Annotated in this window: 12 protein-coding genes; 10 read left to right on the top strand and 2 right to left on the bottom strand. The window is 67.4% G+C overall.

Annotated elements, in window-relative coordinates:
• The first annotated feature begins 98 nt into the window (after nt 1-98).
• The 5 genes from QN239_RS32555 to QN239_RS32575 all read left to right on the top strand — a co-directional run bounded on the left by QN239_RS32555 (nt 99) and on the right by QN239_RS32575 (nt 6,504).
• On the top strand, nt 99-3,392 hold the full coding sequence (locus QN239_RS32555; RefSeq protein ID WP_499017364.1) for an ATP-binding cassette domain-containing protein: 3,294 nt from the start codon (nt 99-101) through the stop codon (nt 3,390-3,392).
• A gap of 188 nt (nt 3,393-3,580) precedes the next feature.
• Entirely contained in the window at nt 3,581-3,706 is a 126-nt protein-coding gene (locus tag QN239_RS32560) for a hypothetical protein (RefSeq protein WP_499017366.1), read from the top strand.
• 113 nt (nt 3,707-3,819) lie between these two features.
• On the top strand, nt 3,820-4,533 hold the full coding sequence (locus tag QN239_RS32565) for an LppX_LprAFG lipoprotein (RefSeq protein WP_499017369.1): 714 nt from the start codon (nt 3,820-3,822) through the stop codon (nt 4,531-4,533).
• Nucleotides 4,534-4,570: 37 nt separating this feature from the next.
• Entirely contained in the window at nt 4,571-4,945 is a 375-nt protein-coding gene (locus tag QN239_RS32570; RefSeq protein WP_499017371.1) for a DUF4189 domain-containing protein, read from the top strand.
• A gap of 83 nt (nt 4,946-5,028) precedes the next feature.
• Complete coding sequence (locus QN239_RS32575; protein WP_499017374.1) at nt 5,029-6,504, top strand: neutral zinc metallopeptidase; 1,476 nt, start codon at nt 5,029-5,031, stop codon at nt 6,502-6,504.
• Between the two features lie 63 nt (nt 6,505-6,567).
• Here the strand turns inward: QN239_RS32575 and whiA are convergent, their stop codons facing one another.
• Nucleotides 6,568-7,551, bottom strand: a complete 984-nt coding sequence (gene whiA, locus QN239_RS32580) for a DNA-binding protein WhiA (RefSeq protein WP_499017377.1) — start codon at nt 7,549-7,551, stop codon at nt 6,568-6,570.
• A gap of 395 nt (nt 7,552-7,946) precedes the next feature.
• On the opposite strand from whiA, the gene QN239_RS32585 reads away from it, so the two are divergent.
• The 5 genes from QN239_RS32585 (at nt 7,947) to QN239_RS32605 (ending at nt 12,452) form a co-directional block, all read left to right on the top strand.
• Nucleotides 7,947-9,041, top strand: coding sequence for a C40 family peptidase (locus QN239_RS32585; protein ID WP_499017379.1), 1,095 nt, complete (start codon nt 7,947-7,949; stop codon nt 9,039-9,041).
• Nucleotides 9,042-9,069: 28 nt separating this feature from the next.
• Nucleotides 9,070-9,612 (top strand): metallophosphoesterase family protein, encoded by a 543-nt coding sequence (locus QN239_RS32590; RefSeq protein WP_499017382.1) that lies wholly within the window; start codon nt 9,070-9,072, stop codon nt 9,610-9,612.
• A gap of 25 nt (nt 9,613-9,637) precedes the next feature.
• On the top strand, nt 9,638-10,171 hold the full coding sequence (locus QN239_RS32595) for an Imm61 family immunity protein (RefSeq protein WP_499017384.1): 534 nt from the start codon (nt 9,638-9,640) through the stop codon (nt 10,169-10,171).
• A gap of 366 nt (nt 10,172-10,537) precedes the next feature.
• Nucleotides 10,538-11,452, top strand: a complete 915-nt coding sequence (locus QN239_RS32600) for an Imm63 family immunity protein (RefSeq protein ID WP_499017386.1) — start codon at nt 10,538-10,540, stop codon at nt 11,450-11,452.
• 223 nt (nt 11,453-11,675) lie between these two features.
• Nucleotides 11,676-12,452, top strand: coding sequence for a hypothetical protein (locus QN239_RS32605; protein WP_499017388.1), 777 nt, complete (start codon nt 11,676-11,678; stop codon nt 12,450-12,452).
• A gap of 60 nt (nt 12,453-12,512) precedes the next feature.
• Here the strand turns inward: QN239_RS32605 and QN239_RS32610 are convergent, their stop codons facing one another.
• Nucleotides 12,513-13,019, bottom strand: coding sequence for a hypothetical protein (locus QN239_RS32610; RefSeq protein ID WP_499017391.1), 507 nt, complete (start codon nt 13,017-13,019; stop codon nt 12,513-12,515).
• Between the last annotated feature and the right edge of the window lie 71 nt (nt 13,020-13,090).

The raw sequence follows: 13,090 nt of genomic DNA on the forward strand, positions 1-13,090 counted from the left end.
AACCGTTGCACATCCGGTAGGTTCACAAACGCAGCTATCCGTCGCCGCGACTGGCTGCGTCGAGAACCAGCTGAATACGTCTATAGGTGAGGATTTCGATGACGATGGCCGGCAACCTCAATCATCCGACGCCGCTCACGGTATGGGCGGGTTCACAGATGTACACCTTCCCCGCCGGACGCATCATTACCGTCGGCCGTGGCGACGACGTCGACGTTCGTGTCAGCGCCGCCCATAGGCAAGCTCTCTCGCGCCACCACCTGGTGCTTCGCCACGACGGCACCCAGTGGTGGGCCACCGACAAGAGCCGCAACGGCATCTTCGTCGACGGGCGCCGCATGGCCGCCGTGGCGATCGACGACGACACCACGATCACCCTCGGCGGCGCCGAGGGCCCGGTACTGACGTTCCGGGTTACCACCCAGGCCGTTCCGGCAGCCCGCCAGTTCGGGCCGCCCGCACCACCGGCATCACGGCCCACAACCACGCCGCGACCGGGGCGCCCGCTGAGCGCCCCACCACACCCGCCGCACCCGGCACCACCGGTTGACCGGCGTCAGCCACCGCCGCCGACGCCGCATGTTGCCCGACCGCCGGCCCCACCGCGTCAGCCTCTCGGACCGCCATCGCCGCCGCTGCCGCCCCTTGCCCGGCCGGTGCCGCCGGAGCCCACCGGGCTGACCGGTGCGGTCAAGCGCATGACGGCGCGCCCCGCCGCACCGGCACCTGGCGCGATCAGTATCGGGCGGTCCTCTGCAGCGACGGTCGTCATTGACGACCCGGTGGTCTCGCGGGTGCACGCGATCGCCGACCGCGGCCCGGGGGGTCTGACCATCCGGGACAACGCCAGCAGCAACGGCACCTTCCTCAACGGCATGCCGGTCGGCGCACCGACACTGCTGCGGCCCGGCGACATCATCACCGTCGGCAATGCCGATCTGGTCTTCGACGGCACAGCCATCCGCCCACGCGCCACCCCCACCACCGACCGCGGCATCAACGCCCAGGCTCTGGCTCTGAGCATCGACGGCCATCAGTTGCTCACCGACGTCAGCTTCACCGCCCGCCCGGGCTCGCTGACCGCGGTCATCGGTCCCTCTGGCGCCGGAAAATCCACGCTGATCAAGCTGCTCGGCGGCCAGTCCAGTCCGACCGAGGGCGTCGTGGTGTTCGACGGTCACGATCTGCACGCCGACTACGCCTCGCTGCGCTCGCGTATCGGCCTGGTCCCCCAAGACGACGTCGTGCACCGCTCACTGACCGTCACTCAGGCGCTGCGCTACGCCGCCGAGTTGCGTCTGCCCCCCGACACCAGCCGCGCTGACCGTCGCGCACTCGTCGATCGCGTCCTGGCCGAACTCGAACTGACCGAACACCGCAACAAGCGTGTCGACACCCTTTCGGGCGGTCAGCGTAAACGCGCGTCGGTGGCCATGGAGCTTCTCACCGGACCCTCGTTGCTCATCCTCGACGAACCCACCTCGGGTCTGGACCCGGCGCTGGATCGCCAGGTGATGACGATGTTGCGCAAGCTCGCCGACGCCGGCCGCGTCGTCGTCGTGGTCACCCACTCACTGACCTACCTCAACCTCTGCGACCAGGTGCTGCTGTTGGCCCCCGGCGGCAAGACGGCCTATGCCGGTCCGCCGCGTCAGGTAGCCCCCACCCTGGGCACCGACGACTGGGCCGACATCTTCGCCTGGGTCTCCAGCGACCCCGACGGCGCGCACCGCGCCTTCCGAGCCCGCACCGCTCCCCCGCCGCGCGTCGCCGCCACCACCGCCCCCGCATCGGAAGCGTCCACACGACAACCCGCGCGCAGCAGCCCGCTGCGCCAGATCCTCACCGTCGCCCGTCGCCAGATACGCCTACTGGTCGCCGACCGCGGCTACTTCGCTTTCTTGATGCTGCTGCCATTCCTGCTGGGCGGGCTGGCGCTGGTGGTGCCCGGCGACGTCGGGCTGGGCAAAGCCACCGCCGCTGGCGGCTCTCCGAACGAACCCAACCAGCTGCTGATTTTGCTCAACATCGCGGCCGTCTTCATGGGCACCGCGCTGACCATCCGCGATCTGGTCGGCGAACGCACCATCTTCCGACGAGAGCAATCGGTGGGCCTGTCAGCCGGGGCGTACCTGACGGCAAAAGTGAGCGTCTACAGCGTGATCGCCGCGCTCCAGGCGGCCGTCCTGACCGCGATCGTGGTTTCCGGCAAGGGCGGTCCCGCCACCACCGGGGTGCTCATCGGCAACGCCGATATCGAGTTGTACCTCACCCTGGCCGCCACCGCGATCGTCTCGGCCGTCGTCGGGCTGATGCTCTCGGCGCTGGCGCGCACTGGCGAACAGATCCTGCCGATGTTGGTAGCCACCGTCTTTCTGTCGATCGTGTTCTCCGGCGGGATGATTCCCATCACGGGTCGCATCGTGCTCGAACAGTTGTCATGGTTCCTGCCAGCCCGGTGGGGTTTTGCAGCCTCGGCCTCGACCGTCGATTTGATGAGCGCAGCGCCCATGCTGTCGGTCGACGATCCGCTATGGCGCCACGATAGAAACTGGTGGGCCCTCGACATTGCCGCGCTGGCCACCTTGGGTGTCGTCGCCCTCGCCGTCGTCGCTACCCGCTTGCGCCTGCCCCGCACCACCGTCACCGCCCGCGGCGCCCACGCGCCGCGGCGACCGATGCGCATCGCCGTCCCGGTCACCGCGGTCATCCTGATCGCCGCCGCGATCGCCGGCTTGACCGTCCTGACCCGCGAGGGAGGTTCGCGCACACCGTCGCTGCCCGGCGCCGCGCAAGGCCCAACCCAGGGCCCGACGCCATCCCAAGACCCCGTCGCTGCGGAGAAACTGGCCGGCTTGCTCATTGACGCTGCGGCCCTTGGCTCAGCGATCAACGCCCCCCAACTCGCATCGGTGACCCCGGCAACGGTGACCCAGCTCAGCGCCACCGTCGCCAACCCACCGCAGTGCACCTCGACCGTTGAGCCCGGCACAGCAGAGGGCTACCGCGGTCAACCGGTCACCGGTGTCGCAGGGCAATCGTTGGCCGATCCTGCCGATCCACGAAACACCGTCGTGCAGTTCGTCGTTGGTTTCCCCACTGCCGAGGATGCCGCCCGATATCAGGACAGCCAGATGTCGGCCTGGCGGGACTGCACCTCCACAACTGTCACCGTGCCCGCAGCGCCCGGTGCGCCACCACAGTCGATTGCGGTCGACGCCGTCGATTCGGCCCGAGGTCGATTGAGCGTGGTCGTCACCACTGCCGAGCGCGCGTGCCAACGGGTGCTCAGCACCGACTCCAACGTCGTGATCGACGTCCGCACCTGTGCGGCCATGCGTGGACAGCAAGCCGAGGACGTGGCTTCGCAGATCGAGGACAAGATCTCCTAGGTCAGGCCAGGCCGGGGGGCATAGGCGCAGCTCAGCTGCACATTGCAGGGCAGGGGGACATGAGCGATACCGCGATTCCGCTACAACCGCTTCACCTAGAGCGTGCCAGCCATAGCGTAACTGTTGCGGTGCTACGGTTTTGTGCTACAGTTCAGTGGTACTGACGATGACCACCGAAAAGGACCACCATGACGACCACCCTGGCCCTGGACCTGCTCAGCGCATGCGGGCAGACCGCGGACCGGCTGTTGATCGCGGTGGCCCTGACCAGGCACGGCCTCTACCGGTTCACAGGTTCACGTCTCACCTCCTGAACGCCGCGACAGACCGATCGGCCGGACCGGACAGGGGACCTCCACACTCCCCGCGAACCGAAGCGCCGCACCGAACGCAGCAGATCACAAAATCCACCACCGAAGGAGAACCCATGAAATTCCGTCTCGGCATCGTCGCCACCACCGCAGCGGCCGCAGCTGCAGCCACCCTGGTCGGCTGCAGCAGCAGCGGCCAGACGACCGGCCCCGACGCCGCCACCCTGGTCCAGGATTCCGCCAACACAATGCGCGACGTCAACAGCGCCCACGTCGTACTCACCGCCGAAGGCCGCGTGCCCAACCTCAAGGTCACCAAGCTCGAAGCCGATGTGGCCAGCAAGCCGACCGCAGTCGGCACCGGTGAGGCCACCCTGCAAATGGGCGCCGACAAGACCCAGTCGGCCAAGATCATCTTCGTCGACGGCCACCTGTACTCCGATATCGCCGACCCCGGCAAATTCACCGACTACGGCCAGGGCAACTCCATCTACGACGTGTCGGTCATCCTCGACACCCAGAAGGGTCTGGCCAACGCGCTGGCCAAGCTCAAGGACCCCAAGGCCCAGGGCAGCGAGGACATCGACGGCACCAAGGCCACCAAGATCACAGGGACCTCCTCGACCAACGACGTCGCCCAGCTCGCCGGCTCCAAACTCGCACCCGAGAAAGAGCAGACCGTCCCGGTCACCGTCTGGATCGCCCAGGACGACCCACACCACCTGCTCAAAGCCGAGATCGAGCCCAAGCCCGGCACCAACGTGACCGTGACCCTGTCGGACTTCGGCAAGCAGGTCAGCGCCACCAAGCCCGCCGTCACCAATCCCTGATCCGCAGCCGCCCACACTCACCCGAAAGGCACTATCGATGTCTCGCAACACATTTCGTCGACGCGCCACTGCCGCCGTCTTCGCCATCGCTGCCGGCGCCTCGATGAGCACGCTGACCGCACCCGGCGCCAACGCCGCCCTCTCCTACGGCGCCATCGCCATGGCCCCCAACGGTGCCGGCGGATCCACCTGGGGGTACCCGAGCCGCTCCGAAGCCGAAGGCGACGCGCTGGCCACCTGCGGCTACACCAGCTGCAAGGTGCTGACCAGCTTCACCGGATGCGGCGCGATCGCCGCCAACTCCACCCGCTACCAGGGCGGCACCGGCCCCACCCTGGCCCTCGCCCAGCTCGACGCCCTCACCAAGCTCAAAGGCGAACCCGGCTACATCGAGTACTGGGCCTGCAACTAACCCCCCTCCCCGGTGGGTCTGCCCTCTCACGTGCGGGCGGGCCCACCGGGTGATCCCCGGTCACGCATTCAAGGAGGTGCCTCATGGCCCGCTACGCCACCACACTCGCCACCCGCTGCCTCGCCCTCGCAGGCGCCCTGGGCGCCGTCATCACCATCGCGACCGGCTGCACGAACACGATCACCGGCACCCCCGCCTCCCCCCTCTACGATCCGTTCACCGTCGCCGGCCTGCCTGCCACAGACGGACCCAGCGGGGTACGCGCCGACGCACCCGAACCCACAGGCAAGGTGATCAACGGCGACGGCAGCGACGCCGATCACGTCGCGCTCCTCGGCGTCAACGACGTCGAGGACTACTGGAAGCAGACCTACGCCACCGAGCTGCCCGGAACGCTCAAGCCCGTGACCAGGACGGTCTCCTATAACTCCAAAGACCCTGCCAGCCCGCGAATCTGCGGCTCGGAGACCTTCAAAGAACCCAACGCCTTCTTCTGCCCACCGCACTGGCTGATGGCCTGGGACCGCGGCGCCCTGGTGCCCACCGGGCAGAAATACTTCGGTGATACCGCAATCGCCGGACTGATCTCCCACGAGTACGGCCACGCCATCCAGCAGATGGCCGGCCTCGTCGACAAGACCACACCCACCCTGGTACGAGAACAGCAGGCAGACTGCTTCGGCGGCTCCTACCTACGCTGGCTCGCCGAAGGCAAGTCACCACGCTTCACCATGAGCACCGGCGATGGACTCAACCACATCCTCGCCGCCGTCATCGTCTCCCGAGACCCCGTCCTGACTCCTGATCGCGCGGACCTCGTCGACAACGGCCACGGCACCGCCCTCGACCGGGTCTCGGCCGTCCAGATCGGCTTTGTCGACGGCGCCAGCGCCTGCGCCAAGATCACCATGAGCGAGATCCAGTCCCGCCGCGGCGAACTACCCCTGATTCTTCACACCGACACCGACGGCGAGATCGGAAGCGGCGACGTGCCCATCACCCGCGAAATCACCGACGCCGTCATCGAACAGCTCAACACCATCTTCAAACCCGACACTGCGCCCACACTGGCCTACACCCCAACGCCTTGCCCCGGCATCGAATCCAACACGGGCCCCGCCAACTACTGCCCCACTACCAACACCATCAGCATCGACCTACCCGCCCTGGCAGCACTCGGCCGTCCCATGGACGAGTCCGAAAAGCAACTCCTGCAAGGGGACAACACCGCCCTGTCGATCGTGGTAGCCCGCTACACCCAAGCTCTACAGCACCAGCGCGGCCTCACTCTCACCTCAGCGACAGCCGGACTGCGCACCGCCTGCTACACCGGCGTAGCCGAAAGAGCTCTCGCCGAACCCGCCCCGGGCGCCACCAACACCGCATTCCGGCTCACCGCAGGCGATCTCGACGAAGCCGTCTCCGGGCTGCTCACCAACGGACTCGCCGCCGCCGACGTCACCAACGCCACCGTGCCCGCCGGCTTCACCCGAATCCTGGCCTTCCGCTCAGGCATCGCCGACGCCAACACCAACCTCTGCGACCGCCGATTCCCGTAAACACCCTGAGGTGCACGTGGCCGCGAACGGCCGCCCCGGTCATGGGTTCGATTCGGCGGCGATTCAGCCCAACCGTCGTATGAGGTAGTCAGCCAAAGCGTCCGACGAGTCAGCCGTGGTATCCGGAACCCCGGCCTTGCACGCTGCACGATCGGCACTGGAGATCAGCCGTCGCAAACGGCCGGCGAGCGCATCCTTGCTCATGGGTGGCACAGCGATTCGACCCAGCTCTTCCAGTGAGGCACTCGGGTTGTCGATCCGCAACCTGCCCGCGTGAGCGAGGTGCTCGGGCGCGCAGGCGCCAAGGATCTCCAGCGCCCTAGACACCCTCGCCGCAGTAGCCGCTCCGGCGGTAAGCGAACGTCGCCGATTAGCGTCATCGAAGCTCGACGGTAGGCCTGCCCCGAGACGATCGACAGACTGCTGGCGCCGCCGTGTCCAAGCCTGGGCAGCCTCCACGGCTCCCATCCGTCGCAACAGCTCGCTCACACCGTCGAGATCTCGCACCACTACGCGATCACAGCGGACAACCTCTCGCGCCTTGGCCGACACTCCGAGGCGACGAGCGAAGCCAGCAAGTGCCAGCGCAGCCTCGGGACCCGGGCAGGTCACTTCGATTCCCCGTGTCCGCCCGTTCTCGACGAGTACACCCTGCGCGAGAAACGCTCCCCGCCAAACTGCTTCAAGCACCCGATCGTCACCGGCGACGATGTGCGCCGGCAGTCCACGAACCGGCTGGCCGCGCTCGTTGAGTAGACCGGTCTGCCGGGCGAGCGTTTCTGCGTTAGCAACGACCTGCACCCGGAACTTCTCCCCACGGCCGACACCTGGAGGCAACCCCCGGATGGCGGGGGCATGGCCGAAAAGGCCATGGATGTCCCGGCACAGTCGGCGCGCTGCGGGCAAGTGATCAAGCTCGGCGTCGACGACCAGCTGACCGTTGGCGATGTGCAGCCCACCGCCGAACCGGAGCAGTGCCGACACCTCCGCTTTGCGCGCGGACGGTGAGTTCACGACTACCTGGCTCAATTCGGACTTCGCGTCCATGGTCGCCGTCACGCGGACCTCCTCTTCGACAGCGTCCTGAATGGGTGGCGCGCCCCCACCTCTGTTGGCCCTCGGCCAGGGCGTTGGCGCGTCCGCCCATGATGCATCAACTTCGGGGCCCGAAGCGGCTCTCGCGGCCGACCAAAAATTTCCCGGGTCGATAGCCGACCCCTTTCCAGGTTGCGCGAATCCAACCACTCGGGCTGAGAGTTTGACGTGGGAGAGCGCAGGCGAGTCCCCAGTCGTGGGAATATTGGAGGAACCGGCGGAAGGGAGCATGAGGTGGCTGTGACGGTGGGTTACGTCCATCACGCTGGCCTGCAGCCGCGACTTACCCGATCCGCCGAGCGGCCGCCAGCACGGCCTCACGCCGATCGCTTGGAAGCAGCGGTCTGATGAGCACCGGCGACGATGTCACCCAGATCCTCGATCAGATGCGTGGGCTGCTGGGCGAGGGCACTCCCGTCACTGCGCCCTTGCCGTCGCAGGTGCCGGCCCAAATTCAGCAGCGTCTCGACGCTCTGCCCGGCGGGCTGGGTGCCTTCATCGACAAACTAATCGCCGACCGCAAGAGCCAGGCTGAGATCAGCGCAGCTTTGGCTCAGGTCGACCCCTCCTTGGTTCCCGTGGTCGACGAATCCGCGGCGAACGTTACCGCCGCCCGTGACCAGCTCAATGACACCCAGAACACCTACTCCGACCGCCGTAACCAGCTGGCGCCCGTGGAAGGCACCCCCATGGGACAGCTGGGCGTCCTGCAAGCCAAGGCCGATGCCGTGGGCAACGGAGCCGACACCGTCCGTGGGCAACTTCCACCGGCCGACCTGCGCCGGGTGCTGGTCGACCGACTCGCCCAGCGCTACTACGAACAAGCGAAAGCGGCCATGCAGGGCGCCGGCGGTGGGATGCCGGGCGCTGGCATGGGCGGAGGCACGCCTGGCGGCGGTATGGGCGGCGGACCGGCGGGGGGCGGCGGCGGTGGTGGATCGCCACTGAGCGCTCTGTCCGCCCCGGCGGCCAGCCTCGCATCGGCTGTCTCCCCATCCTCAGCACGGGAGGGGTCGAGCGGCGATCAGCAAGAGGCCGCAGGACTGCCCGCTGGACGTGGGGGGACCGAGGCCGGACGTCGGATGGCCGAGAAAGCGTTATCCGCGAAGGGAACTCCCTATGTGTGGGGTGGCGGTGACGCCAACGGTCCAACCAAGGGCGGCTTCGACTGTTCCGGTCTCGTCCAGTGGTCCGCGGCGCAAACCTCCGGCCATGTGCTCCCCCGCGTCACCTATGACCTCATCAACGTCGGGACCAGAATCAACCCTGCGGACGCGCAGCCCGGTGATCTCGTCTTTTCCGAATTCAGCGGCCGCGGGCCAGAACACGTCCAGATCGCGCTCGGTGGCGGTCAGGTCGTCCACGCTCCTCAATCAGGAGACGTCGTCCGTGTCGCCGCTATGCCTCGCAATGTCATCGTCAAACGCATCTTCGACAGCTGATCCGGCGACTACACCGATGCGAGCCCTTGTGATCGCCGATGCCACAGCACAACTGGGTATGCCATTACCCGAGTTCGTCCGCAACCAGCGCCTCGATGCCGTTATCACCGCCGGCGACCTGAGCCCGTACAAACTCACCGGAATCAACCATGTTGACGTACCAACAATGGGCGTCTACGGAAACCATTGCAGGCGCGGCTATTTGCGCAGACTCGGCATGTACGACCTGCATTTGTCCACAGTGACTGTCGGGCCGATCACTTTCACCGGCATTGAGGGATGCGTCCGCTACAAGCGTGATCCGGACGCCGCCCTGTACACCCAGGAGGAGTACCACCAACTGGTGGACGCCCTGCCGCCGGCTGATGTTCTGGTGACTCACTGCCCGTCGCGAGGCATCAATGATCACGACGACCCCGCTCACGTCGGTATCGACGCACTCAACGACTGGCTTCACCGCGTTCGCCCCGCAGTGATGGTCCATGGGCACACCTACCCCGCGCGGCCGGTGAGGCAGGCGGGCTCAACCAGAGTGGAGTACGTTCACGGCGGCCGCATTGTGACGATCTGAACCGACGCCGACTACCGTGCGCTGCATGGATGCTGCGATGTTGAGCCCCGAACTTCTTGCCTGGGCCCAAGTCGCCGGCTACAACCACACCCGCCACGATGACCGCACGCTCGAGCTGCACCCGGTCACCGGCGCCAACACGCGCTACACCCTCGACCTCGACCGTACAGGGCGCCTACGGCTGTCGCGCAACGATCCCGAGGAAACCGACGCTGACACGGTTCTGCTCATCGCCCCGCCCAAAGTCGTTGAGCACCATCTGTATAGCCTCTTTGGTGACGACATCCGCGATGATCTCGCACTGCCCGACCTTCCCCTTCCCTGGCAGCCCAGCGACCTCGCGCGCGGCTACACCCTAACCACCGACGCGGCCGGATTCCGTGTCCTCGTCCATCACAGCCGCGGCCCGGTGGCCGCCGCACCCGACGCCACACTCGGATTGCTGACGCTGGTACCGCTGTCGCGCCTGCTGGGTTTCAGCGCGTCCGACCTGCGCCGCGCATTCATGGCCGAGGACGGGGCCCCGCTGATGGCCGCCGGGTATTACGCGTCGCGCTGACCGCACTCCGACGCGACCGTTCCGCCGGCTGCGGCTCGACGTGGCTCGGCGCGGCGCTCCGCGAGCGCCACCGCCTCCTGCGGTGTACATCCATCCGAAGCTCGTCCACGTACGGTGGACCAGTTGGGCGATCACCGGCTACGGGAGCCCACTGGCTTCGGCGATCTCCTTGACGGTGAGCGTCGCGGCGCCGTCGCCGCCGCGTTCGGGGAACCTCAGGACCTCTCCCATGCCGTTCGAACGTCACCGCGGCCCGCCAGTAGGTCTACCGCACCAGTTTGGCGCTGACCAACCCGAGGGCTGCAGGACAAACAGCCCCAGCGGCGGCAGCCATTTTGCCCCATATCCGCCGGTAGGTTCACTGTCGTGTCCCGTTTCGTCATACAGTCCGCGCAGTCAGGGCCGCCCGGGCTACCGAGCCAGTTGCCGATCGCCGGCCGGACGGCGAACGTACTGACCGGCCGCCGCGGCGCACCGGCCTTCCATGCACACCTGGATGCTCCGCTGCGCCTCTACGTCGACCCGGCGTTCGACGGCCGCGGCATTGCGGCTGAGCGATTCGGGCGTGATGAGCGGGGACCGTTCCTGTGGGTCAGCGAGATCGTCATGTCTGCTCACCGCACCGACGAACAGCCCTACCCCGGCATGGCGAACTTCGCCATGGACGTGCACGCCGTACTCGCACCCGTTGGCCCTGAACCCGATATCGCCGAAATCGTGACCACACCAATGGGACTCGTCACCGTCGATGATGCGCCCGAAGCACCCGATGTCACACCGTGCGAGGTCACCGGCGCCCCGCCCGCACAGCCCGCCCCGACACCTTCGACCGCAGGTGCCCCAGCCACCGAGGTTGACGTGCAACGCGGTCTGATCCAGGTGCGTGGGCAGATCGCCGCCCTGCTCGGCTGGTCGCTCACCGAAATCCACGAGCCCAAGTGCGTGAAGGCCGGACAGGAGAAGAAGCAGGGCGGCCCCGCATACAGCGTCAGCCGCGGCACGATGCGCTATTTCACCAATGACGTCTGGGACGGCCTGGTCCTGCGGCAGACCACCGACGTCGACGAGCTGCTCTATTGGATCGCCGACGACGTCACCCGCAGCGCAGCCTGGGAGTGGACGACCCGTACGCCGACGTTCGACACCGTCGACCGCAACGAGGTGCGGCGCGTCGTCGCGGTTCCGATGTGGCACACCCTGATGCACGCCTTGCGCTACGACTGGGGTCGGCGCACCCGCACGAACGCCGAGGGCAAATATCGCCGCCCTGGACACGCCTGAACACCCCGAACACAGCTCATCAGCCGACCGCTATGCCTGAGGGGTTCGCTGCGGTTATAGTCGATGTTAGAGCCGCATCGCATGGCTGACCCCGCGTCGTTCAGGTGCCCGCGTCACCGACGGCAGTAAGGGCTAGGTCCCCTGGATCTGCGATACACCGATCACTGTTGGTAGGCGTTGGATGCGGGGCTTCGCCGATGACGTCAGTGAACGGAAGATCGCGATGACGAAGAACTCCGCCCAGAAGAAGGCCGCCCGCGCGCTGCAGCGCACCACTCCGGGCATCAATTTCCACGCCGCCATGGCGGCGTGCGACAACAAGCTCTCCCCCATGCCCACACGGGCGTGGACCCACGGGCAACAGCCATGGGTCCGCACCGCCCCCGGGGGCGCTCCCACCCGCTGCTATCTGTGCGGCAGAACCAGCAGCATCGTCTCCTTCGGGGATCTGCCGGTTGATCACGGCCGGGTGCAGATGTACTGCGAGCACCATCAGTGCGACGCGCGCGAAACCGAGGTCATCGTCGTCGACGACGGTTCGCCGGCGACCGTGCAGCGCTCCGATGTGCGCATCCTGGCTCACTTCCCGCCGGTCACCGATCGGCCGCAGTGGTGGGAGCCCGACCCGCACCGCACGTGGGCGGCGGGTACACCCCCGCATGTGCGCTCCTCCGGTCAGCGGATGCCGTGCCTGTTCTGCGGTGACGTCTGCTGCATGGTGGCCCCCGGCGACGTCGCTGGCGATACCAACCGCATCCGCCTGCGCTGCAGCAACCCCGCGTGCGCTGTCGTCGAGGTGGAGGTTCTCCCGATGCGCGACGGCAGCGTGCACACCAGTGAGCGGCCTGACGTGACGGCGCTGTATGCCCTCAAGCCACCGCGTCGGCGCCGCGGCAAGGTCGACGGTCCGATCGAGATCGTTCCCCTGGTGGATCCGTATCCGCCGTCGGCCCAGACCATCCTGCAACGGCGTTTGTCGGGGCCTGTCCCATGGGAGTGAGCCAGCGCTGACCGGCGGGCCCGGGGAGAAGCTGCCACAGCGGCTCTCCCCGGCCCCTGGTCATCGCTGGCGGGCCGCGGCGGCGATGACGCGTCCCCGGAAGGCTTCGAGCCACTCCGGACGGCCGGCGAGCGCCTCTGCTCGGGCGCGAAGGTCCGCAAGCTGGACGGCATCGAGGCCAGCGGTGTGCTCACCACGACGCCCGGTGAACAGGGCCACCCCGAAGTAGGGCTGATAGATCGTCCGGTACTCGGCCAGCAGCAGCGTCGCCAGCGGGTTGAGCGTCTCGGCGACCAGCTCGACGTCGCTCGGGTCGGGGAAGCCCTCGTCGTCGGTCCACATATCGATGTACGTCGTGGCGTCCGTGACGGCGTAGAGCCGGCATCCGATTGCTTCGCGGATGGTGACCCCGAAAGTGCCGGTATCAGAGGGGGTCAGGTCGATGGTGTCGATGCTGGCATCGACGCCGATGCGCAGCGCCTGGCCAACGCCGACGGCGACGCCTGGCCCATGGTCGGCGTTGATGTCATCAGAACGCAGGACCGCTGCGGGGGGTGTATTGGTCATCATCGTTGGGCCTCCTTGGCCGGTGTGGACCGGGCGCTCACGCCTCGGCCGGTGGGTGGTACGTCTACGAC

The organism is Mycolicibacterium sp. Y3 (assembly GCF_051188035.1).
Classification (GTDB): Bacteria; Actinomycetota; Actinomycetes; order Mycobacteriales; family Mycobacteriaceae; genus Mycobacterium; species Mycobacterium fluoranthenivorans.